This window comes from Pseudomonas putida, from assembly GCF_028682175.1.
GTDB classification, from domain to species: domain Bacteria; phylum Pseudomonadota; class Gammaproteobacteria; order Pseudomonadales; family Pseudomonadaceae; genus Aquipseudomonas; species Aquipseudomonas putida_AD.
Genome location: NZ_JANHKS010000014.1, coordinates 26,398 through 48,794, shown reverse-complemented (window position 1 = coordinate 48,794; position 22,397 = coordinate 26,398). Strand labels below are relative to the sequence as shown.

At 63.6% G+C, this 22,397-nt stretch carries 21 protein-coding genes; 12 read left to right on the top strand and 9 right to left on the bottom strand.

The features are described 5' to 3' along the window. Nucleotides 1-58: 58 nt before the first annotated feature. The gene (locus NPS29_RS12250) at nucleotides 59-1,090 is read right to left on the bottom strand and encodes an Ldh family oxidoreductase (protein ID WP_274132851.1); all 1,032 of its coding nucleotides are present in this window, start codon (nucleotides 1,088-1,090) and stop codon (nucleotides 59-61) included. A gap of 139 nt (nucleotides 1,091-1,229) precedes the next feature. On the opposite strand from NPS29_RS12250, the gene NPS29_RS12245 reads away from it, so the two are divergent. After that, entirely contained in the window at nucleotides 1,230-2,513 is a 1,284-nt protein-coding gene (locus tag NPS29_RS12245; protein ID WP_274132850.1) for an NAD(P)/FAD-dependent oxidoreductase, read from the top strand. On the opposite strand, the gene NPS29_RS12240 is transcribed toward NPS29_RS12245, so the two are convergent. Together NPS29_RS12240 and NPS29_RS12235 are read right to left on the bottom strand one after the other, a co-directional pair. After that, entirely contained in the window at nucleotides 2,434-2,688 is a 255-nt protein-coding gene (locus NPS29_RS12240; protein ID WP_274132849.1) for a hypothetical protein, read from the bottom strand. The genes NPS29_RS12245 and NPS29_RS12240 overlap by 80 nt on opposite strands. A 347-nt stretch (nucleotides 2,689-3,035) precedes the next feature. Continuing rightward, entirely contained in the window at nucleotides 3,036-3,224 is a 189-nt protein-coding gene (locus NPS29_RS12235; RefSeq protein ID WP_274132848.1) for a hypothetical protein, read from the bottom strand. A 224-nt stretch (nucleotides 3,225-3,448) separates the two neighbouring features. Here NPS29_RS12235 and NPS29_RS12230 point away from each other — a divergent pair, with 224 nt between their 5' ends. After that, entirely contained in the window at nucleotides 3,449-5,266 is a 1,818-nt protein-coding gene (locus tag NPS29_RS12230) for a monovalent cation:proton antiporter-2 (CPA2) family protein (RefSeq protein ID WP_274132847.1), read from the top strand. A gap of 7 nt (nucleotides 5,267-5,273) precedes the next feature. Here NPS29_RS12230 and NPS29_RS12225 read toward each other — a convergent pair whose 3' ends face one another. After that, nucleotides 5,274-6,179: a LysR family transcriptional regulator gene (locus NPS29_RS12225; RefSeq protein ID WP_274132846.1), complete on the bottom strand. Its 906-nt coding sequence runs from the start codon at nucleotides 6,177-6,179 to the stop codon at nucleotides 5,274-5,276. A 114-nt stretch (nucleotides 6,180-6,293) separates the two neighbouring features. Here NPS29_RS12225 and NPS29_RS12220 point away from each other — a divergent pair, with 114 nt between their 5' ends. Then, nucleotides 6,294-7,151, top strand: coding sequence for an NAD(P)H-binding protein (locus tag NPS29_RS12220; RefSeq protein ID WP_274132845.1), 858 nt, complete (start codon nucleotides 6,294-6,296; stop codon nucleotides 7,149-7,151). On the opposite strand, the gene NPS29_RS12215 is transcribed toward NPS29_RS12220, so the two are convergent. Beyond that, on the bottom strand, nucleotides 7,152-8,027 hold the full coding sequence (locus NPS29_RS12215; protein WP_274132844.1) for a LysR family transcriptional regulator: 876 nt from the start codon (nucleotides 8,025-8,027) through the stop codon (nucleotides 7,152-7,154). It abuts the gene before it with no gap. Nucleotides 8,028-8,276: 249 nt separating this feature from the next. Here NPS29_RS12215 and NPS29_RS12210 point away from each other — a divergent pair, with 249 nt between their 5' ends. Then, nucleotides 8,277-9,806, top strand: coding sequence for an MFS transporter (locus NPS29_RS12210; RefSeq protein WP_274132843.1), 1,530 nt, complete (start codon nucleotides 8,277-8,279; stop codon nucleotides 9,804-9,806). An 18-nt stretch (nucleotides 9,807-9,824) separates the two neighbouring features. Here the strand turns inward: NPS29_RS12210 and NPS29_RS12205 are convergent, their stop codons facing one another. Together NPS29_RS12205 and NPS29_RS12200 are read right to left on the bottom strand one after the other, a co-directional pair. Further along, a complete protein-coding gene (locus NPS29_RS12205; protein ID WP_274132842.1) occupies nucleotides 9,825-11,114 on the bottom strand; it encodes a GGDEF domain-containing response regulator in 1,290 nt (429 codons plus the stop codon). Nucleotides 11,115-11,226: 112 nt separating this feature from the next. After that, the gene (locus NPS29_RS12200) at nucleotides 11,227-12,363 is read right to left on the bottom strand and encodes a glycerate kinase (RefSeq protein ID WP_274132841.1); all 1,137 of its coding nucleotides are present in this window, start codon (nucleotides 12,361-12,363) and stop codon (nucleotides 11,227-11,229) included. Between NPS29_RS12200 and NPS29_RS12195 the strand changes: the two genes are divergently transcribed. Further along, the gene (locus NPS29_RS12195) at nucleotides 12,350-12,649 is read left to right on the top strand and encodes a hypothetical protein (protein ID WP_274132840.1); all 300 of its coding nucleotides are present in this window, start codon (nucleotides 12,350-12,352) and stop codon (nucleotides 12,647-12,649) included. The two genes, NPS29_RS12200 and NPS29_RS12195, sit on opposite strands and share 14 nt — an antisense overlap. Then, nucleotides 12,640-13,845: a GGDEF domain-containing protein gene (locus tag NPS29_RS12190; protein ID WP_274132839.1), complete on the top strand. Its 1,206-nt coding sequence runs from the start codon at nucleotides 12,640-12,642 to the stop codon at nucleotides 13,843-13,845. The genes NPS29_RS12195 and NPS29_RS12190 overlap by 10 nt, the downstream gene beginning before the upstream one ends. A gap of 123 nt (nucleotides 13,846-13,968) precedes the next feature. Here NPS29_RS12190 and NPS29_RS12185 read toward each other — a convergent pair whose 3' ends face one another. Beyond that, nucleotides 13,969-15,054, bottom strand: coding sequence for a sugar diacid recognition domain-containing protein (locus tag NPS29_RS12185; protein ID WP_274132838.1), 1,086 nt, complete (start codon nucleotides 15,052-15,054; stop codon nucleotides 13,969-13,971). A 190-nt stretch (nucleotides 15,055-15,244) separates the two neighbouring features. Here NPS29_RS12185 and NPS29_RS12180 point away from each other — a divergent pair, with 190 nt between their 5' ends. Beyond that, nucleotides 15,245-15,571, top strand: a complete 327-nt coding sequence (locus NPS29_RS12180; protein ID WP_274132837.1) for a helix-turn-helix domain-containing protein — start codon at nucleotides 15,245-15,247, stop codon at nucleotides 15,569-15,571. A 208-nt stretch (nucleotides 15,572-15,779) separates the two neighbouring features. Here NPS29_RS12180 and NPS29_RS12175 read toward each other — a convergent pair whose 3' ends face one another. Further along, complete coding sequence (locus tag NPS29_RS12175) at nucleotides 15,780-16,481, bottom strand: FadR/GntR family transcriptional regulator (protein WP_274132836.1); 702 nt, start codon at nucleotides 16,479-16,481, stop codon at nucleotides 15,780-15,782. Between the two features lie 361 nt (nucleotides 16,482-16,842). Between NPS29_RS12175 and NPS29_RS12170 the strand changes: the two genes are divergently transcribed. The 5 genes from NPS29_RS12170 to pncA all read left to right on the top strand — a co-directional run bounded on the left by NPS29_RS12170 (nucleotide 16,843) and on the right by pncA (nucleotide 22,323). Continuing rightward, the gene (locus NPS29_RS12170; RefSeq protein WP_425312497.1) at nucleotides 16,843-18,171 is read left to right on the top strand and encodes an MFS transporter; all 1,329 of its coding nucleotides are present in this window, start codon (nucleotides 16,843-16,845) and stop codon (nucleotides 18,169-18,171) included. Nucleotides 18,172-18,232: 61 nt separating this feature from the next. Continuing rightward, the gene (gudD, locus tag NPS29_RS12165) at nucleotides 18,233-19,576 is read left to right on the top strand and encodes a glucarate dehydratase (protein ID WP_274132834.1); all 1,344 of its coding nucleotides are present in this window, start codon (nucleotides 18,233-18,235) and stop codon (nucleotides 19,574-19,576) included. 274 nt (nucleotides 19,577-19,850) lie between these two features. Next, nucleotides 19,851-20,504: a DUF1345 domain-containing protein gene (locus tag NPS29_RS12160; protein ID WP_274132833.1), complete on the top strand. Its 654-nt coding sequence runs from the start codon at nucleotides 19,851-19,853 to the stop codon at nucleotides 20,502-20,504. A 209-nt stretch (nucleotides 20,505-20,713) separates the two neighbouring features. Then, the gene (locus NPS29_RS12155) at nucleotides 20,714-21,673 is read left to right on the top strand and encodes a D-2-hydroxyacid dehydrogenase family protein (RefSeq protein WP_274132832.1); all 960 of its coding nucleotides are present in this window, start codon (nucleotides 20,714-20,716) and stop codon (nucleotides 21,671-21,673) included. Continuing rightward, nucleotides 21,673-22,323, top strand: coding sequence for a bifunctional nicotinamidase/pyrazinamidase (gene pncA / locus NPS29_RS12150; protein ID WP_274132831.1), 651 nt, complete (start codon nucleotides 21,673-21,675; stop codon nucleotides 22,321-22,323). The genes NPS29_RS12155 and pncA overlap by 1 nt, the downstream gene beginning before the upstream one ends. Nucleotides 22,324-22,397: the final 74 nt, after the last annotated feature.

The window sequence follows — 22,397 nt, the reverse complement described above, 5'->3', positions numbered from 1 at the left end:
CGAGCGGTCATGCCCTGCCCGGCGCGTGAAACCGCCAGACAGGACACACCGCCGGGCATCAGGCGGTGGCCAGTGCCTTCAAACGTTCAAGGTCGGCGACCGACAGTACGATCCCCTCTGCCAGCGAGCGCTCACGCTGACGATAACGGCGATCCCCCGGCATGCGTCGCTGGCCAACACCGTGCATCTGCCTGACCAGTTCCTCGCTGCGCTGGGCAAAGCTCTGGCCGCTGCCCTTGTCCGGGTCGATGACGATAATCGTCTGTCCTGTCCAGGGCGTCTGGGCACCGGGGGTGCTGGACATGTCGAATTCGAACGAGAAGTTGCCGCCGGTCAGGGCCGCCGAGAGCAGCTCGACCATCATCGACAGCGCCGAACCCTTGTAGCCACCGAACGGCAGCAGCGCCCCGCCATCGAGAATGGCCTTGGGGTCCTCGGTCGCCTGCCCTGCACGGTCCACGCCCATGCCCGGCGGCAGCATGTGACCTTCGCGCGCGGCAATCTGTACGTCGCCATGGGCGATGGCGCTGGTGGCCATGTCGAAGACAACGGGTTGCCCGCCGGCCCTGGGGGCTGCGAAGGCAATGGGGTTGGTGCCGAACAGTGGTTTTTGCGCGTCGTGCGGCACCACGCAGGTCATGCTGTTGACCACGCTCAACGCCACCAACCCCTCTTGGGCGAAGGGCTCGACGTCCGGCCAGAGTGCGGCGAAATGGTGAGAGTTGCGGATGGCCAGAATTGCGATGCCAGCCGTCCGGGCCTTCTCGATCAACAGCGATTTGGCCGCCTGCATCGCGGGCTGGGCAAAACCGCCGCCTGCATCGACGCGCACGAACGCTGCGCCCACATCTTCCACCTTCGGCACCGCGTGCCCGTTCACCCAGCCCGCCGCCAGTGAAGACAGATAGCCCTTGATCCGAAAAATACCGTGGCTGTGGGAGCCGTCGCGCTCAGCGCTGGCGCAGTTTTCCGCCAACACAGCGGCGACCCCAGGGGATGTGCCGTTGCGCACGAATACCTGGGTGAGCAATTGCGTCAGTTCGCTGAAGGAAATCGTCTGGGTGTGAGCGGAATCGCGGGGTGAAGACATCTGAAGCTCCGGTGTGATTATTGGAAGTGGAGATCGAACAGAAGGTGCGCGCATGGAGAGTACTGCGCCCCGACAACCGGGTAAACTGCCGACCTGCTCGTTGCCCCACCTTTGCTCATTGCCGATCAAGGATCGTTCCATGGATTGTCAGACCCTCGTCTTGGGCGCCGGAATCGTTGGCGTCTGCTCCGCGCTTCATCTGCAAATGCAAGCTCCAGGCCAGCGCATCGTGCTGCTCGACCGCGATGAACCGGGCCGCGGCACCAGCCATGGCAATGCCGGGCTGATCGAACGTTCCAGCATCATTCCCTATGCTTTTCCGCGCCAGTGGTCACGCTTGCTGCGCTACGGCCTCAACCGGCAGTCATCGATGCGGTTCAGCCCGGTATTCCTCCCCAGGCTTGCGCCCTGGCTGCTGGAGTACTGGCGCCAGTCCTCGCCGGCCAATCTGGCCAAGGCAAGCCTGGCCATGCAGCCGCTGATTCAGCGCTGCGTCGATGAGCATGATCTGCTGGCCGAGGCGTCTGGGATGACCGGGCTGTTTCGCGCCAAGGGCTGGATAGAGTTCTATCGCGATCAAAAGGAATTCGACCTGGCCGCAGCGGATGCCAGGACCTATGACCAGTACGGGCTGCGCTTCGACATCCTCGATGCCGAGCAACTGCGCGAGCGTGAACCCGATCTGCACGGGGTGGTCGGGGGTATTCACTGGCTGGACCCGAAAAGCGTGACCGACCCTGGTGCCCTGGTGCGCGGTTATGCAGCCCTGTTCGTGCAGCGCGGCGGCGTATTGCTCAAGGGTGATGCGCGCAGCTTGCGTCAGCAGGGTGATGGCTGGCAGGTGCAGAGCGAGGAAGGAGCGGTCAATGCGACTGACGTGGTCGTCGCGCTGGGGCCGCAATCGGCGGACGTATTTTCCGCCCTGGGCTATCACATTCCGCTGGCGATCAAGCGCGGCTACCACATGCACTACGCCACGCAACCGGGGGCCCAGTTGCAGCACTCGGTGATCGATGCCCAGGCAGGTTACGTGCTGGCGCCCATGGCGCGCGGGATCCGCCTGACCACAGGCGTCGAGTTCGCACCCAGTGACGCAGCGCCCAACGAGATCCAGTTGCGCCGCTGCGAGGCGCTCGCTCGCACGCTGTATCCGCTGGGGGAACGCCTGGATGCCGAACCCTGGCTGGGACGCAGGCCTTGCCTGCCGGACATGCGCCCTGTGATCGGACCGGCGCCTGGGCACAAGGGGCTGTGGTTCAACTTTGGCCATGCTCACCATGGGCTGACCCTGGGACCGGTGACGGGTCGATTACTGGCGCAGATGATGGCGGGCGCGCCGACCTTTACTGATCCTGCGCCCTACAGTCCGGCTCGCTTTCGCGGCCAGGCACCACTTGCAGGCACATGGGCAGGTCGCAGGTGAGTGGATCGGCGTCGTCGGGCTCGATCCGGTAGATCTCGGTGTAGCCGATGGGCTCGGCCTTCTCGGTCGCGGTTCCGATGGTGACCCAACTGGAGCACGGTTTGCCAGCGGGCGCGGCCGGGGTGGCAGGCTGGCCGGAGGTGGCGAGGATGGCCGCGGTGATTGTCTTGAACATGTGAACTCCAATTGCAGGTGCGGGCTGACGCCGTGGGCAATTCTGGAGGGCAATGCCGGAGAGTTCAAAGACGGTTCTGTAACCTGGCAATACGAGTGGCGGGGTTTGACGGGTGGGGCTCGCGCATTGACGTCGCGCATCGCGATCAAAGGCGTTGGGTGACCACCGGCCGTAGCAGCACGGCTTGCCGGCGGGGGCGATCTCAAGGACGCCATCGCGAGCAAGCTCACTCCTACAGGGTTGAGGTCACCAGACCCGTAGCAGTCCGGCTTGCCGGCGTCGACGTCCTCCAGATCGCTCCCGCCGGCAAGCCGTTCTGCTACGGGTGGGTTGATCTGCGATCCGCCTCAGCGTTTGACCTTGCGGCGCATGATGCCATTGATGACCACGACGACCACGGCGATGGCCATGGCGATGTACTGGAAGGTCTTCTGGTCGAGCACGCCGATCTGCTGCAGGTGCGAGAGGCCGAGCATGATCCCGAGCACGGCCAGGGCGATGATGATCGAGTAGATAAGACGCTGTTTGATGGTCATTGCAGGTTTCCTGAAGGCGGATCGAATCGTTTGCGCAATGCAAAAATCGCCTGACATCTTACGCCGTCGCGGGGGCGCCCGCATCCCGAAGCGCCGCGCGGCACTGCGGCGAAGCGTCTCGGGCGAAGCTCGCTGTCACTTTTGCGTGGTTTAATACGCGCACTTTACGTTCGTGAACGTTTAATTCTGTTCCATCTTTTTTCTGTCGGACCTAGGAGTTCCCAATGCCCCATGAAGGCAGCCTGCTACAGGCCGCAGTCGTGTTTCTGCTCGCCGCAGTCGTGACCGTCCCCCTGGCCAAACGTCTGCAACTGGGCGCCGTGATCGGTTACCTGATCGCAGGCGTCATCATCGGCCCCTCGGGGCTTGGCCTGATCGGCAACCCCCAGAGCGTCGCCCATATTTCCGAACTTGGCGTGGTGTTGCTGCTGTTCATCATCGGTCTTGAACTGTCGCCCAAACGCTTGTGGGTCATGCGCAAGTCGGTGTTCGGCGTGGGCCTGGCGCAGGTGCTGCTGACAGGTGTGGTGATCGGCACGGTCGCCCTGCTCGTCTTCGGCCAGCCGCTCAACAGCGCCGTGGTGCTGGGCCTGGGCCTGGCGCTGTCGTCCACCGCCTTTGGCTTGCAAAGCCTGGCCGAGCGCAAGGAACTGAACGCGCCCCATGGTCGCCTGGCCTTTGCGATCTTGTTGTTTCAGGATATTGCCGCAATTCCGCTGATCGCGCTGGTGCCAATGCTTGCCGGCGGCGACCATGCCACCTCCAGCAGCGATTCGCTGCGTCACGGCCTGCAAGTGCTCGGCGGTATCGCGGTGGTGGTGATCGGCGGTCGTTACCTGCTGCGCCCGGTGTTTCGCATCGTCGCCAAGACCAAGCTGCAGGAGGTGTCCACCGCCACGGCGCTGCTGGTGGTCATCGGCACCGCGTACCTGATGGACCTGGTCGGCGTCTCCATGGCCCTGGGCGCTTTCCTTGCCGGGTTGCTGCTGGCCGACTCGGAATATCGTCATGAGCTGGAATCGCAGATTGAACCCTTCAAGGGTCTGCTGCTGGGCTTGTTCTTCATCAGCGTCGGCATGGGTGCGAATCTTGGCCTGCTGATCGACTCCCCCCTCACCGTACTGGGCCTGACCCTGCTGCTCATTGGCCTGAAACTGCCGCTGCTGTTCGTCGTCGGCCGCCTGGCCGGTGGCCTGGGCAAGCAGAGCGCGCTGCGTCTGGGCCTGGTGCTGGCTGCCGGCGGTGAATTCGCCTTCGTGGTGTTCAAGATCGGCCGTGACCAGGGCCTGTTCGACGCAGCGCTCTACGACACGCTGGTGCTGACCATCACCCTGTCGATGGCGCTGACGCCACTGCTGTTGCTGGTCATGGCTCGCTGGCTCAAACCCAAGCCCGTGGTCAAGGAAGTGCCGGAGGAATACAAGGAAATCGACTCGGACGATCCACGGGTGGTGATCGCCGGGATGGGCCGCATGGGGCAGATCGTGGCGCGTATCCTGCGTGCACAGAACATCCCGTTCATTGCCCTGGACACCTCGGTGGAGATGATCGAGTTCACCCGCAGTTTCGGTAATGTGCCGGTGTTCTACGGCGATCCGCTGCGCCCTGAAATCCTGCGCGCGGCCAAGGTCGATCAGGCGGAATACTTCGTCATCGCCACCGACGATCCGGACACCAATATCAAGACCGCGGAGCTTGTACGCAAGCTCTACCCGCACCTGAAGATCATCGCTCGCGCCCGTAACCGTCAGCACGTTCATCGCCTGCTGGATCTGGACGCCGAGGCGGTGCGGGAAACCTTCTACTCAAGCCTGGAAATGACCCGCCGCACGCTGATCGGCCTGGGCCTGACGGAAGCACAGGCAGCGGCGCGGATCAGCCGCTTCAAGCGTCACGACGAACAGGTGCTCAACCGCCAGCACCTGATCTACGACGATGCGACCAAGGTCATGCAAAGCGCGCTGGAGGCCCGCAAGGAGCTGGCCGAACTGTTCGAATCCGACCGAATCGACGAGGAAGCCGAACAGGCGGCCCGCCACTGACCGCCAGTTAGCGGCTTAGAGACACCACAAACTCCAGGAAAGCCCGCACCTTCGCGGGCGGCAAGTGCCGCGACGGGTACAACGCATAAAGCGGGAAGTACTCGTCCGGCCAGTCGGGAAACAGCTCCACCAGCCGCCCCTCCCGAATTGCCGGTTCCACACCCAGCGCCAGCACCTGTGCCACCGCCTGCCCCTGCTCGCAGATGCGGTGCATGGTGCCTACGTCATTGACCATCAACCGCCTGCGGGTGTTGAGGACCAATCGCTCGCCTTCACGCTGAAATTCCCACGCAAAAGGCCGCCCGGTCTGAGGATCGCGGAAGTCTATGCAGACGTGCCGGGGATCTTGCAGATCGCTCGGCTGCTGTGGCCGGCCATGTTTTTCCAGATAGGCCGGTGACGCCACGGTCAGCACGCGGGTCTTGAGCAATTGACGGCCGATCAGCGACGAAGACGGCTGTTCGCCGAAGCGCACCGCCAGATCCACCCCATCGGCCACCAGGTCACCCAGTTCATCGCGGGTCACCAGATCCAGTTCCAGCTCAGGGTAAGTCGCCATGAAATCCCCCAGCGCAGGCGCCAGGATCAGCCGCGAGAAATAAGGATCGACATTGACCCGCAACCGCCCGCGCACCGCCATGGCACTGCCCGACGCCTGGGTCGCGGCCTCCTCCAGCCCGGCCAGCAGTGGCGCCACTTCCTCGTACAGGCGGCGCCCTTCATCGGTCAGCTTGACCGAGCGCGTGGTGCGGTCGAACAGGCGGATGCCCAGTCGCGATTCGAGCCGGGCGACGGCGCGGCTGACCCCGGACTGGGTCATGTCCAGCACCTCGGCAGCCTTGACGAAGCTGCCGGTGTCCACCACCGCCGACAACACCCCCATACCGCTGGCCAAACGTGCATCGAAGCTCATTGATGATTTCTCGGCATGAATTCAATGACACCCATGCTATCGGAGAATCCATCGCAACCGCGCACTATCTGCGGCAATGGCGACATCGGGTCGTCCCTTCTGAGGAATGAATGCATGTACACGATCATGGGCGTGACCGGCCAGGTGGGCGGTGAAGTGGCGCGTAACCTTCTGGCGGCAGGCAGGCCGGTGCGCGCCGTGGTACGCAGCGCGGAAAAAGGCAGCGCTTGGGCACAAAAAGGCTGTGAGGTCGCAGTGGCTGACGTCGACGATGTCTGCGCGTTGACCCAGGCCTTCCAGAACAGCACCGCGGTGTTCATCCTGTTGCCGCCCAACTTCTCACCTGAGCCCGGCTTCCCGGAGACCCGCAAGGTGATCGCCAACCTCCACGAGGCGCTGGCCAACGCCCGCCCCGGCAAGGTGGTGTGCATCTCGACCATTGGCGCCCAGGCGACCCAGCCCAACCTGCTCAACCAGTTGCAACTGCTGGAACAGAGCCTGTCGACGCTGGAGTTGCCCGTGACGTTCCTGCGGCCCGGCTGGTTCATGGAGAACTGCCAGTGGGATATAGACCCAGCGGTCGAAAACGGCATCATCCCAAGCTTCCTGCAGCCTCTGGACAAGCCGGTGCCCATGATTGCCACCGCCGATGTCGGCCGCGTGGCCGCGGACTTGCTGCAAGAGCAGTGGTTTGGCAAACGCATCGTGGAGCTCGAAGGTGAAGAACCGGTCACGCCCGCGCTGATCGCAGCCACCTTCAGCGAGTTGCTGGGCAAGCCGGTGACGATGCAGACGGTGCCCAGAGACACCTGGCATGCGCTGTTCACCGCTCAGGGCATGAGCAACCCGCTGCCACGGATACAGATGCTCGACGGTTTCAACGAAGGCTGGATTCGCTTCGAGGGGCTGCCGCGCAAGGGCCAGGTCAGCCTCAGGACCGCGCTGCAGCAACTGCTGGACCGGCCGCGCTGATCAGGCCTTGCAAGCGGCTTTCACGTGCTCGATGAAGCGCGTGACGGCCGGGGCTTTCTCGTAGCGGCGGTGAATCAGCGACAGGTACGAGGTGGGGTGGCAGTCTTCGATGCGCCGATACAGCACATTGGGCAACTGGATGTGATCGACCACTGACTCGGGCACCACCGCCACGCCCTGCCCCATGCTCACCAGCGCGATGACCGACACCAGCGTGCCCGGTTGCGGCCCCAGGGTCGGGGCAAACCCGCCCTGGGCTGCAACTTCGAGCGTGCCTGAAATCTGTTCGGGCAGAATGAACGTCTCGTTCTGCAGATTGAGCGCGTTGATGGTCTTGAGCTTGCACAGCCAGGAGCTGTGCGGCAGCGCCAGGGCGAAGCCTTCGGTCAGCAGCTTCACCGCACTCAATGAATCGGGCAGGCTCATGGGCGAGCGAATGAAGCCCACGTCAAGCCGCCCTTCCTCGACCATTCTCGGCAGAACCGGCATCAGGTATTCGGTGATGGTGAAGTCGATGTCCGCGTACTGCTCCCGGAAGCGACCGACCTGTTGCTGAAGCACGCCGGAGAATACCGCCGAGGCCACGTAGCCCAGTTCGATCCGGCCCGCCTCCCCACGTCCGGCCCGCTGCACGTTGTATTGGGCAGTCTCGAACTGGCGCACCGCCAACTCCGCTTCGATCTGCAAGGCACGACCGGCATCGGTCAGGCGCACTTCGCGCTGCTCGCGTACGAACAGGCGGGTGCCCAGTGCGCTTTCCAGGTCCTGGATCTGCCGGGTCAGGGTCGGCGGCGCAATGCCCAGTTGCTCGGCGGCGCGGGTGAAGTGCCGATGGCGGGCGACCGCCAGGAAATAGCGAAAGTGACGGATTTCCATTGACGTTACCTTGCAGGTAATGAAATTGCCGAGGGCAGGTAACGAAGCATAAGCCATCCAGCGATATTCTGTACAAAGCAAAACAAAACGTAGCAGCACGGCTTGCCGGCGGGGGCGTACTCAAGATCGCTCCCGCTGGCAAGCCATGCTGCTACGGGGAGTCTGTGTCATATCAGCGATTTCGGCACCGTTGACACGAGACTGCCACCCACCGTTAGCCAAAACCTAACACGCTCCGGAGTCACCGCCATGCCGCAACCCAGCCCCCGCATGACCCTGCTCACCGCCTCCGGCGTGTGCTCGCTGATCGTGCTCGATACCAACATCGTCGCCGTGACGCTACCCAGCATTGCGCGGGATCTGGGTGCCGGGTTTGCCGACATCGAATGGGTGGTCAGCGCCTACATGCTGGCGTTCGCCGCACTCCTGCTGCCGGCAGGGAGCCTGGCGGACCGTTTCGGCCGCAAGAAGATGCTGCTCACGGGCCTGGTGCTGTTCATTCTCGCCTCGGTGGGCTGCGGCGCGGCGCCGGATATCCTGTTTCTCGACATCGCCCGCGCAATCAAGGGCGTTGGCGCGGCCCTGCTGTTGACCTCGGCGCTGGCAACCATCGGCCACGTCTTCCACGACGAAGCCGAACGGGCCAGGGCCTGGGCGTTCTGGGGCGCGTGCATGGGGGTGGCGATGACCGCGGCGCCCACGGTCGGCGGGCTGATTGCCGAACTGGTCGGCTGGCGCTGGATTTTCTACCTCAACCTGCCGGTGGGCCTGGTGCTGCTGAGCATGGTGGCGCGCAACATCGGCGAGTCGCGCAACGAGCAATCGGCGCGCCTGGATCCGGTGGGCAGCCTGTTTTTCAGCGCCAGCCTGCTGAGCCTGATTTGGGGTCTGATCGAAGCCAACCGCATCGGCTGGGACAACCCGCTGACCTTCGCCCGGCTGGTGGGCGGCGTCGCCCTGCTGGGGCTGTTCGTGGTCGCCGAGCGCTTGCAGCAGCGGCCGATGGTCGATCTGCAACTGTTCAAACATCCGCGCTTCATCGGCGCCCTGCTGGGAATGTTCGCCTACGCCGGTTGCGCCCAGGTGATGATGACGCTGCTGCCGTTCTATCTGCAGAACGGGCTGGGTTTCAGCGCCATCAGTTCGGGGCTCGGGATGCTGCCGTTCGCCATCACCATGCTGCTGTGCCCGCGTCTGGGCCCCCGGCTTGCGCGGCACCTGTCGCCGGCGGCGATCATGGCGCTGGGGCTGACGCTGGTGAGCGCCGGCAACCTGCTGTGCGCCGTGGCAACGTCCATGGGCGGCTATCCCGCCTTCGCCATCGCCATGGCGGTCACCGGCGCAGGTGCGGGGTTGCTCAACGGCGACACGCAGAAAAACATCATGGCCTGCGTGCCCCGCGAGCGCACCGGCATGGCTTCCGGGATGAGCACCACCATGCGCTTCAGCGCGATCATGCTGGCGGTCGGCGTGTACGGCGCCCTGCTCGCCAGCCACACCCTGAGCGCTCTGAACCTGAACCTGCGCAACGGCGCGCCGGACTGGCTCGATCAGGCGCAGTTCATTGCGTCCCGGGTGGTGGCCGGTGACATGAGTGCCGCATTGCAGGCGGTCGATGCCGGTGCCCGCGAGGTGGTGCAGCCGCTGGCGCAGCAGGCGTTCGTTCAAGGCTTCGGTTCGGTGTTGTGGGTCGCAGGCTGCGTCGGGCTGCTGGCCGCAGCGCTGGTGGGCACGCTGATGCGCAAACCCATTCCAGCCCTGCAACTGGCGAGCGCCTGACGCGCCGCCGCTTTGCAGTTACTGTCCGGAGGCGAAGCGGTATTGCCCCTTGCCCCGTTGCTTGGCCTCGTACATCGCCGAGTCGGCGGCTCGCATCAAGTCTTCCACCGTGCCGCCGCAGTCCGGCAGGCACGCGATGCCGATGCTGGCGCCCAGGCGAAACCGTTCCTGATCGGCCGACACCTGCCTGATCAGTTTCTGGGCGACAGCGGCGGCATCGTCTGAGGTGTTGATGCCTTCGATGATGACCGTGAACTCGTCACCGCCCACCCTCGCCAGCCGGTCATAGGGCCGCAGACACGCCTGCAACTGGCTGGCGACCCAGCGCAGCGCCTCGTCGCCGCGCTCGTGGCCGGACTGATCGTTGATCTGTTTGAAGCCGTCCAGATCCAGATACAACATCACGCTCATCTGCCCTGAACGCTGGTTGCGGGCGATGGCCCCCTGCAATGCCTGCTCGAACCCACGGCGGTTGAGCAGCCCGGTCAGGGCATCGGTGATGGTCAGGGCTTCAAGCTTGAGGTGCAGCTCGCGCACCGCTGACATGTCCAGCGCCAGAATGGTCATCGCGTCCTGATCCTGCGGTAATGGCGAGCAGGACAACGCCACCGGCACGCTCTGGCCCTGGCGGGTACGCAGGTTGGCATCGTGGAGGCGAAGGCTTTCACCCCGTTGCCAGTGATCGCGCCAGATCGACTCCGCCCAGCTCTGCTCCTGTGGCGTTTGCACCCAGGCCAGCAGGTGGGTGCCCCGCAGCTCATCGCCGGAACAGCCGAGCATGCGGGTGATGGCCGGGTTGGCAAAGCGGATGGTGCCGGCGCTATCGACCACCAGAATGCCTTCGGCGGTGTTGTCCAGGATCGAGGCATTGAATGCCCGGGCCTGCTCCAGTTGCGCCGTGGTCTGGATCAGCCCGCGCCGGTAGCCATCATGGGCCAGCAGCACGCGAGCCTTGTGCAGCAGCAAGGTGGGATGCACAGGCTTGGTCATGAAATCGACCGCGCCGGCGGAGTAGCCCTGGTCGAGCACCTCCTCGGTCTGGCGCATGCCCGAGATGAAAATGATCGGCGTGAAACGGGTGTCGGGGTCGGCACGCATCCGCCGTGCGACTTCGAAGCCGTCCATGCCCGGCATCTGCACGTCCATCAGCACCAGCCCGATCCTGCCGGTGGCCAGACACGTCAGCGCCTTGGCTCCAGAGTCGGCACAGCGAACCGTTCTGCCGAGGTCTTCGAGCAACTCCTGCATCTGCTCCAGGTTTTCTTCCTGGTCATCGACCACCAGAACTTCCAGTTCCGCACCTTGCACCTGCACCTCCCTGCCCCGGATCCCGCATCTCTTGCGCCCCTGGCAAGAACCTCACGCGGGCGAGCTCGGGTTAGAGCATAGCCGCCCGGCTGCAATACGGAAGTTGCGGGCCTCAGCGTGCGGCCAGGCGCCAGACCCGCGCCAGGTCCCGGGCGCGGTCATGCAGCAGGGCTTCGGCGTTGCGGCAGGCCTGCTCCAGGGTCATCGGCCCGCTGGTCAGAGCGAAGGCGGCGCTGATGCCGTGCTCGTACAGGTCGGCGTAGCCGTCGCCCAGGGTGCCGGCCAGCACAATCACCGGGACTTGCTTGCGCTGGGCGATTCTGGCGACGCCAAACGGCGTCTTGCCGCGCAGGGTCTGGGCATCGAACCGGCCTTCGCCGGTGATCACAAGATCAGCGCCCTCAAGCGCGTCGGCAAGGCCGGTCAGGTCCGCCACCACCTCGACGCCGGGCCGGAACGACGCATTCAGATACGCCTTGGCCGCAAAGCCCATGCCGCCCGCGGCGCCACTGCCGGGGTGTTCGCTCTCATCGCGGCCCAGCACCTGCGCCGAATGCTCGGCAAAGTGCTTCAAGGCGGCATCCAAGGCCAGCACCTGCTCAGGCGAGGCGCCTTTCTGCGGGCCGAAGATGTGCGAAGCGCCGTGGGGGCCGCACAGTGGGTTGTTGACGTCGGCGGCCACCTCGAACTGCACATCCTTCAGGCGCGCATCCAGATGATCGACGTCGATGCGTGCAACCTTCGCCAACGCCAGGCCGCCCGGCGGCAGCGGTTCATCCTGGCTGTCGAGAAAGCGTGCGCCGAGCGCTGCGAGCATGCCGGTGCCTGCGTCGTTGGTGGCGCTGCCGCCGATGGCCAGGATGATCCGCTGCGCACCGGCATCCAGCGCGGCGGCGATCAGTTCGCCCGTGCCGTAGGTGGTGGTCACGGTGGCATCGCGCTGCTCCAGGGTCAGCAATTGCAGACCGCTGGCCATGGCCATTTCGATGATCGCGGTGCGCGTCTCGGCCAGCCAGCCCCACTGCGCCTGAACGCTCTGCCCCAGGGGACCTGTCACCTGGTTCTGCATCCACCGCCCGTCGCAGGCGGCCAGCACCGCTTCGATGGTGCCCTCGCCGCCGTCGGCCATGGGGCACTCGACAAGCTGCGCGTCGGGCCACACTTCCCGCAAACCGCTGGCGATTGCCTGGGCCACGCCTTGGGCACTGAGGCTGTCCTTGAAGGAATCCGGGGCGATGACGATTTTCATGTTGTTCTCCTTATCCGATAGTCGCGATCTTCTCATTAGCGGCGAGATTTTCCGCCAGCCCGTCGCACAACGCCCAATGAACCGCGTTGTTCATATGAACAAAAATCCCCGGCGCGACGGCCGGCAATCGACGCTGTGCTGGTTCTTACCTATAGAAAAAGAGTCGCAGGCCTTAATGCCACTTTTTCTGACAACTATGACACTATATAGCCACTATTTATTTAAGGTCTCTGGCCATCCCGCAGACCGTCCCTCGCCGATGAAAGCCGTCGATTTATGCTGCTGAACGATCCGGTCACCCTGCTGTTCATCATCATTCCCTTCGGACTCATGACCACGCTGATGCTGTGCCTGTCGTATGTCGGCACCAGCAGCCACCGTGCGCCGCTGCATTGGTGGATTGCCGGAGACCTGGTGCTGGCCGCCTACCGCGCGGTGGATCTGCTCCAGCCCGGCGTCATTGCACAGGGTCCTGCGTGGCTGGGCCTGCTTGCCCCGCAAACGGCATTCATCGCCAACACCGCCGGACTGTTGCTAGCCATCGGCTGCCATACCCTGGCCCTGCATCAACTGGCCGAACGCCGCCGCGACTGGCGCTGGCATGGGCGCGTCCTGCTGGCGCCACTTGCGATGTATGGCGCAGGGGCCAGTGTGCTGCTGCACAACGGCTTCATGTTGCCGTGGTTTTTCCTGTTGTGCGTCGTCACCATTGGCATTCAGTTCGCGGTGACCTGGCCTTTGAGAAGGCAATTTCGCGGGGCCTGGGCGCTGCTGGCCGGGCACGTGGCATTATTGATCTTTCATGCCCACTCTACCGTCACCCTGACACTGGATCCGCCGCCTGCCCTGGATTTCAGCGAGCCAGACATGTTTTCCCTGCCCGCTCTGGGGATGGATTTCATGGTCTCGTTCCTGTTCACCTTGAGCTTCGCCCTGATGCTGCAGGAACAGTTGCGCCAGCAAGTGGTGCAATTGAGCGTCACCGACACCCTGACCGGCGCGCTCAACCGCCGGGGGGCGGTGTCGAGCATCCTGCAACAGGAACGACGGCAGAACGCGACGCAACGCTATCCACTCTCGGTGGCGATGATCGACCTGGACAACTTCAAGCGCATCAACGACCAGTTCGGCCACGCCACCGGGGATGCGGCGCTGCAGTTGTTCGCCCGCACGGTCAACCGGCTCAAGCGGGCGGACGACGTGTTCGTGCGCTGGGGTGGCGAGGAGTTCCTGCTGGTGTTCCCCGGCACCGACATCGCCCAGGCCCAGCATTTCATGGGGAGGCTGCGCGAGGCGCTGAGCGAGGAAGCGCGCACGCCATCGCTGCCCTTGCCGATCGGCTTCAGCGCAGGCCTTGCCCAGACCGGGGCGATGGACAGCCGCGCCGATTTCGAAACCCTGCTGCGCGCGGTGGACAAGGCCCTGTACCGCGCCAAGCGGGTGCGCGGGCGGGTTGAAGTCGTTGAAGCGGTGGATCTCTAAGAACGCCTCGACCCTGTAGGAGTGAGCTTGCTCGCGATCCGGTCGATCAGGCGACGCACAGTGACTGGACGAACGCCAATCGCGAGCAAGCTCACTCCTACAGGGTTTGCGGTGCGACCGATGTCAGCGCGGCAGCATCTGCATTCCCAGGTACAGCCGCAACAGATCATCGGTGCGGTAGGGATCGCAGCCGCTGACCTCGGCGATCTTTTCCAGCCGGTAACGCAAGCTGTTGCGATGGATGCCCAGGGCATCGGCGCAGGCCTGGTTTTCCCCGCTGTAATCGAACCAGGCGCGCAACGTGTCGAGCAATTGCCCGTTGCCTTGCAGACGCAACACCGGCTCGGCGACGCCTTCGGCCAGCCAGTCATCACGGTTGCGCCAGAACAGCACCGCCAGCCGATGCACCGCCAGGCGCAGCAGCTTGCGCTCGGGCTGAACGTGGCGGGCATAGTCGAGCAGGTCCCGGGCGGCGGCACAGGCGTTGCGCAGCGAAGCCAGATCACTGGAGGGCTCCGCCGTGGCCATGCGCCGTACCGGCCAGCCCTGCTCGTCGAACTGCTCGAGCAGCAGCGCATCTTCGCGATCCTTGCCCGCCGCCCGGCACCAGTACACCAGGCCCGGCTCGCAGGACACACACCAGCTATTGGCATAACGGCCGTTGAGCCAGGCGGCCACCTGCCCGGCATAGGCTGCGCCCTCGGGCAACTCGATCAGCACCGCCTGACGCGGCAATTGCGGTTGCAGGCCCAGTTGCTCGGCTTCGTCGATCAGGTGCGCAGGGTTGTCGCCCAGCAACAGCCGGGACAGCAGGTCTTCACTACGCTGATGCCGCCACTGCTGGTCCGCCTGCTGCCTGCGATGCTCCAGCAGCATTTCAGCGGTCATCTTCACCAGCGCCCCGTAGACCCGCACCTCGTCCGGCTCGCCGGTGATGCCCAGCACGCCCACCAGCTTGTCATCCAGCATCAACGGCAGATTGACCCCCGGCCGCACGCCATTGAGGCGCTTGGCGGTGTGGGAATCGATCTCCACCACCCGACTGTTGGCCAGCACCAGCTGCGCGCCCTCATGCCGCGTATACAACCGCTCAGCCTCGCCGCTGCCGATGATGATCCCCAGGTAATCCATCACATTGACATTGCACGGCAGAATCGCCATCGCCCGGTCAACGATGTCCTGGGCCAGGGCGTGGTCAAGGGCAAACATGGCAGACGTCCGCGCAGCGAGGGGTTTGAGGGTTCATACACATCACGAATTGTTTTTAGAGGTGGGTGGAGTCTGCCTGAATCTTGGTACGAGTGCGATTGACCGCTAGCATGGCCCATCCATTATAAGTAATATCGATAAATTGCTTATAGATTACTTATAAAGACGGATAGACAGTATTGGGGGACCGATGAGCGCACCTACTAACAACGTACAAATCATCAACGGCCCTGACGGCAAGCCTGCGTTTGTGGTCATCCCCTACGACGACTATATCGGTCAACACGGTGGGGCCGATCTGATCCCCCATGAAGTTGTCAGCCTGATGGTCGAAGGTGCAACGCCGATTCGCGCCTGGCGGGAGTACCTGGATCTGACCCAGGATGAGGTCGCCAGGCGACTGGGAATCTCACAGCCCGCTTATGCTCAGCAGGAGTCGGTTTCTCGCCCTCGCAAATTGACCCGTGAAAGGATTTCCAGAGCTTTCGGCATTCGCCCCGATCAGCTGGATATCTAAAGCTGCGTCCAAAGGATCGGCCTGACATGCGTATTTGTAGCAGCACGGCTTGCCGGCGGGGGCGATCTCGGGATCAGCGCAATGCGCAATCTGTGGGAGCGGGCTTGCCCGCGAAAGCGGTGTGTCATCCAACCCTGTGGCGACTGGCCCTACGCCTTCGCTGGCAAGCCAGCTCCCACAGGGACGCAGGTGTTCATGGGAATTGCGTTCACTCCACTGGCGCCAGGCGCTCGCGGCTGTTGCTCAGATGAGTCCACATGGCGGCGCGTGCGGCGTCGGGGTCTTGCCTGCGGATGGCGGCGAGGATCGCTTCGTGCTCCAGATTGGCGAGGTAGGCGTGATGGGTGAGGCTGCTGCCGGCCCTTTCGCTTGAGCCGATCCGGCTGCGCGGGATCACGGCGTTGCCGAGGTTCTGCAGAATCTCGAAGAAATACGGGTTGCCGGTGGCCTCGGCGATCAGCAGGTGAAAACGTCGGTCGGCCTCTACGCAACTGTCCTCCTTGGCCAGCAGGTCCTGATAATCGTCCAGCGCCTCGCGCATGGCCGCCAGGTGCGCCGGGGTTCGGCGCTGGGCGGCCAGGGCCACCGCCTGGGTTTCCAGCCCCATGCGCAGCTCGATCATGTGCCGCACGCTGAACGCGGTTTCCATCTTCAGATGCAGGCCGCTCTGCTCCGCGCGCGCCAGCACGAAAGTGCCCTTGCCCTGATGGGTCTCGACCAACCCCGATGCCTGCAACTTGGAAATCGCCTCGCGGACCACGGTGCGGCTGACACCGTGTTCACGCACGATTTCGTTTTCCGAGGGCAACTTGGCGCCGGGGGCAATCGTGCCCATGAGGATGCGCTGGCTCAGGTCGGTGACCAGGTCGGTGGCCAGATTGTGCTGACGGCGTTTGGGAGATGTCTGCATGATCAGTTGTACGAAGAGTGATTGACGAAGCGATCAGGAAACCTCCCAATCCTACTTGTATTTTTTCATCAGGACTGGGGCCCGACAACACCGACAGTGTTATCCCGACCTACGCCCGAGCGCCCCTGAACCCCCCACAGAGCAAGCATCAAACCCGCATCCACACACTCATCCAGCTTGTCGTACAAGCAAGAATATTGCGCCGGAAAATTCTGCGCAAGCCCCGCAAAACCAGTTGCACGGCGAAACATTACTTGTATGATGACTAACAACAAGGGACACACCTTGTCACACACATGGCAACAACCCGCATAAAAATAATCAGTGGGAGTCAACAAGAGTGAACACATCCTCACCCCGGATGGCCGACGCCAACGATTCCGTCCTGCAATCGGCGGTCTCCAAGGTCAAACGCCACATCCTGCCGCTGTTCGTCATCATGTTCATCGTCAACTACATCGACCGGGTCAACATCGGGTTCGTGCGTAGTCACATGGAACACGATCTGGGCATTGGTGCTGCCGCCTACGGCTTCGGCGCCGGCCTGTTCTTCATCGCTTATGCGCTGTTCGAAGTTCCGTCCAACATCCTCATGCAGAAAGTCGGCGCCCGCCTCTGGCTGACCCGCATCATGTTCACCTGGGGCCTGGTGGCTGCAGGCATGGCGTTCATCCAGACCGAAACCCACTTCTATATCCTGCGCTTTCTGCTGGGTGTGGCCGAAGCCGGATTCTTTCCAGGGGTGATCTACTACTTCACCCGCTGGCTGCCGGGTGCCGAACGCGGCAAGGCCATTGCCATCTTTCTCAGCGGTTCGGCGTTTGCCTCGCTGATTTCCGGCCCGCTGTCCGGCCTGCTGCTGCAGATCGAAGGCCTGGGCTTCCATGGCTGGCAGTGGATGTACTTCATCGAAGGCATGTTCTCGGTTGGGCTGTGCGTCTTCGTCTGGTTCTGGCTGGATTCCAAGCCTCACGATGCCAAATGGCTGACCACCGCCGAACAAGACGCTCTGGTCAATGCCATCGACGCCGAGCAACGTGCTCGTGAAGCCGCAAACCCGGTGAAACTGTCCATCGGCAAGCTGCTCAAGGACCCGCAGATCATCCTGTTCTGCCTGATGTATTTCTTCATTCAATTGACGATCTACGCCGCCACCTTTTGGCTGCCGAGCATCATCAAGAAGATGGGCGACCTCTCCGACTTCCAGGTGGGCCTGTTCAACTCCATCCCCTGGTTCATCGCCATCGTCTGCATGTACGGCTTCGCCTCGCTGTCGGCCAAATGGAAACACCAGCAAGCCTGGGTCGCCGCTGCGCTGCTGATCGCCGCCGCCGGGATGTTCATGTCCACCACCGGTGGCCCGGTGTTCGCCTTCGTTGCCATCTGCTTCGCGGCCATGGGCTTCAAGTCGGCCTCCTCGCTGTTCTGGCCGATTCCCCAGGGTTACCTGGATGCGCGGATCGCCGCAGGCGTCATCGCGCTGATCAACTCGGTCGGCAACCTGGGCGGGTTCGTCGCCCCGACCACCTTCGGCATCCTCGAACAGCAGACCGGTTCGATCCAGGGCGGCCTGTATGGCCTGACCGCAACCTCGATCATCGCCGCGATCCTGGTGTTCACCGTGCGCACCGCGCCCAAGCCCGGCAGCGTGCCGGTCGCCAAGGCCGATGTCAGCCCGAGCCATTCGTGAAACGCCGAACCTCTTAATCAAGGCGCTGCCCGCAGCGCCCTCTACACCCAAGGATTGAGTCATGACCACACAGCATTCCGGCAGCACCCCCGTCATCACCGATATGCAGATCGTCCCGGTAGCCGGCCACGATGACATGCTGCTCAACCTCAGCGGCGCCCACGGCCCGTACTTCACCCGCAACATCGTGATCCTCAAGGACAACGCCGGGCACACCGGCGTGGGCGAAATTCCGGGCGGCGAGAAAATCCGCCAGACCCTGGAAGACGCGCGCTCGCTGGTGGTCGGCAGCACCATCGGCAACTACCAGAAGATTCTCAACGACGTGCGCCGCACCTTCGCCGAGCGCGATGCGGGCGGCCGTGGCCTGCAGACCTTCGACCTGCGCATCACCATCCACGCGGTCACCGGCATCGAAGCCGCCGTGCTCGACTTGCTGGGCCAGCACCTGGAAGTCCCGGTGGCGGCCTTGCTCGGTGAAGGCCAGCAGCGCGACTCGGTGAAAATGCTCGGCTACCTGTTCTACGTCGGTGATCAGAGCAAAACCAACCTGCCCTACCGCACCGAGCACGATGCCGACAACGAGTGGTTCCGCGTGCGTCACGAGGAAGCCCTGACCCCCGAGCGCGTGGTGCGCCTGGCTGAAGCGGCCTACGTCCAGTACGGCTTCGAAGACTTCAAACTCAAAGGCGGCGTGCTCAACGGCGATGCCGAAATCGAAGCGGTGACGGCGCTGGCCGAGCGCTTCCCGAAAGCGCGCATCACCCTGGACCCCAACGGCGCCTGGTCGCTCAAGGAAGCCATCCGCCTGTGCCGCGACCAGCATAAAGTCCTGGCCTACGCCGAAGACCCGTGCGGCGCCGAAAACGGCTACTCGGGCCGCGAAGTCATGGCCGAGTTCCGTCGTTCGACCGGCCTGCGCACCGCCACCAACATGATCGCCACCGACTGGCGTGAAATGGGCCACGCGATCCAGTTGCAATCGGTGGACATCCCGCTGGCCGACCCGCACTTCTGGACCATGCAGGGTTCGGTGCGTGTGGCGCAGATGTGCAACGAGTGGGGCCTGACCTGGGGCTCGCATTCCAACAACCACTTCGACATCTCGCTTGCGATGTTCACCCACGCCGCTGCCGCAGCGCCGGGCAACATCACCGCCATCGACACCCACTGGATCTGGCAGGACGGCCAGCGCCTGACCAAGGAGCCGCTGAAGATCATCGGCGGCAACGTCGAAGTGCCGAAGAAACCCGGCCTGGGCGTCGAGATCGACATGGACCAGGTGGCCAAGGCTCACGAGCTGTACAAAGGTATGGGCCTGGGCGCCCGCGACGACAGCGTTGCCATGCAGTTCCTGGTGCCGAACTGGAAGTTCAACAACAAGCAGCCTTGCCTGGTGCGCTGAGGCTCTCCACGTAAAGTGGCTGCGCTTGACCATGCTGCGTTAAAAACAGGCTCGGAATGCTCATTTAGGCCCCTAGACTCCGCTTCCTCGCCTGTTTTTGCCTTGCCTGGCCTTCGCTCGCCGACTTTTCGTGAAGACCCTGCCCGTTTGAACAGAACCACGTAAATTGCCAAATGGCGACCGGCGCGTAACCCCTTGCGCGCCGTTTTTCTTTACCCGCTCCACCGACCACGGCGTGCTAAGGTTCCAGCAGGTTATCGCCGTGAAGTCCTCCATGTCCCATATCGCCAAGACCCACCCTCGCCTGACCATCGCCTTCGCCCTGGGCCTGGCTGCCGGCATCGCCGCGGCCTTCATCGCGCCGAACATCACCCTGACCAGCAAATGCCTGATCGGCTGGAACGTCGGCGGCTGGATCTACATGGTCCTCATCATGCTGCGCACCTTTCGCTCCAACGCCGAAGACGTGCGGCGCATTGCCGAAGCCGAAGACGAGAACGCAGGCGTCGTGCTGGTGATGGTGTGCGTGGCCGCGATCGCAAGCCTTGCGGCCATCGTGCTGGAGCTATCGGGAATCAAGGACATGTCGTCCAGCGCCAAGGCCCTGCATTACGCCTTCACGGGCCTGACCATTGTTGGCTCGTGGCTGCTGACCGGGATGATTTTCAGCCTGCATTACGCCCGGCTGTTCTACACCTGGGACGGCGAAGACAGCGCCCTGCGCTTCGCCGACAACGAGCAGAACCCCGATTACTGGGACTTCCTGTACTTCAGCTTCACCATCAGCGTTGCGGTGCAGACCTCCGACGTCGGCGTCGCCACCCGCAGCCTGCGCAAGGTAGTGCTGGCGCAATCGCTGATCGGCTTTCTGTTCAATACCTCGATCCTGGGGTTTTCGATCAACATCGCGGCGGGGCTGTTCAATTAGGTCCCACAGCATCCCCGGTCCGTAGCAGCACGGCTTGCCGGCGGGAGCGTCGTGTCAGTCACCTCCCTGGCGCCTGACACAGCGCTCCCGCCGGCAAGCCGTGCTGCTACGGGTGAAACAGCGCTGTCAGAGGGTTCCAACCCACGCACGGCAGGCGTACTGTGTGCGCCATAAAACCTGTGTGCTCCTTGAATGAGGCCTGAACCCAAATGACTCAGACGCTGAGAATTGCCGTACTCGATGACTGGCAATCCGTTGCCCGTGACGTGGTGGACTGGACAGTCCTGGACCCTATCGGCGACGTCAGCTTCCTGCACGAGTACCCTGCCGACACGGCGACCATGGTCGAGCGCCTGAAGGATTTCAACGTCATCTGCGTGATGCGCGAGCGCACGATCTTCGACGACGCTCTGCTCAGCCAACTGCCCAATCTCAAGTTGCTGGTGACCGGCGGCATGCGCAATGCCGCCCTGGACCTCAAGGCCGCCGCGCGCCTGGGCATCACCGTGGTCGGCACCGACAGCTACAAATACGCCGCCCCGGAAATGACCTGGGCGCTGATCATGGGCGTGACCCGCAATATCGTCGACGAAGCCAACTCTCTGCGCGCCGGCAACTGGCAGATCGGCATTGGCAGCGACCTGTACGGCAAGACCCTGGGCATCGTCGGCCTGGGCAGCATCGGCCAGAAAATCGCCCGCTATGCCCAGGCCTTCGACATGAAAGTCATCGCCTGGAGCGAAAACCTCACCGCCGAACGCGCGGCCGAACACGGCGTGACCTACGTCAGCAAGCAGGCCCTGTTCGAACAGTCGGACATCATCTCCGTCAACCTGGTGCTCAGCGACCGCAGCCGTGGCCTGGTGGACGCAGAATCGCTCAACCGCATGAAGCCCACCGCCTACCTGGTCAACACCGCTCGCGGGCCTATCGTCGATGAAGAGGCGCTGATCGACGTGCTCAAGCAGAAGAAAATCGCCGGCGCAGCGCTGGACGTCTACAGCGTCGAACCGCTGCCGGCCGACCACCCGTTCCGCAGCCTGCCGAACCTGTTGGCGACGCCGCACGTGGGCTATGTGACGGAAAACAATTACCGGATGTTCTTCAGCCAGATGATCGAAGACATCCAGGCCTGGCACGCCGGCGCGCCGATCCGGGTGTTTGCCTGATGAACGCCTCTTTGGCCCGACTGCCCGATGACCCGCGCGCCGCCCTGCTGGTCATCGACATGCAGTACGACTTCATGCCCGGCGGCGCGCTGGCCGTGGCCGAGGGCGATGCCCTGCTGCCGCTGGTGAACCGGCTGGGCGCACGCTTTCGCAACGTGGTCATCACCCAGGACTGGCACCCGGGCGGGCACATCTCGTTCGCTTCAAGCCATGCGGGCCGTGCGCCGTTCGACAGCATCACCCTGCCCTACGGGCCGCAGACGCTGTGGCCGGATCACTGCGTTCAGGGCAGCCCCGGTGCCGAATTGCACGCGGATCTGGCGATTCCCCATGCGCAGCTCATCCTGCGCAAGGGCTGCAACGCGGGCATCGACAGTTACTCGGCCTTCGTCGAGGCCGACCGCACCACCCAGACCGGCCTTGCGGGCTACCTCAAGGAGCGCGGCATCGACAGCGTGTTCGTGGTGGGCCTGGCGCTGGACTTCTGCGTGGCCTGGTCGGCCCTCGATGCGCGGGCGGCGGGGTTCAATACCTGGGTGATCGCCGATGCGTGCAAGGCCATCGACCTCAATGGCTCGCTGGACAAGGCGTGGCAGGAGCTGACGGCTGCAGGCGTCAAGCGCATCGACAGCGCCGATCTCATCGCTTAACCCCCATCTGCTGTAGGAGCGCGCTTGCCCGCGATTGCGGTGGGTCATTCACCAGAGGTGTGTCAGGCAAACCG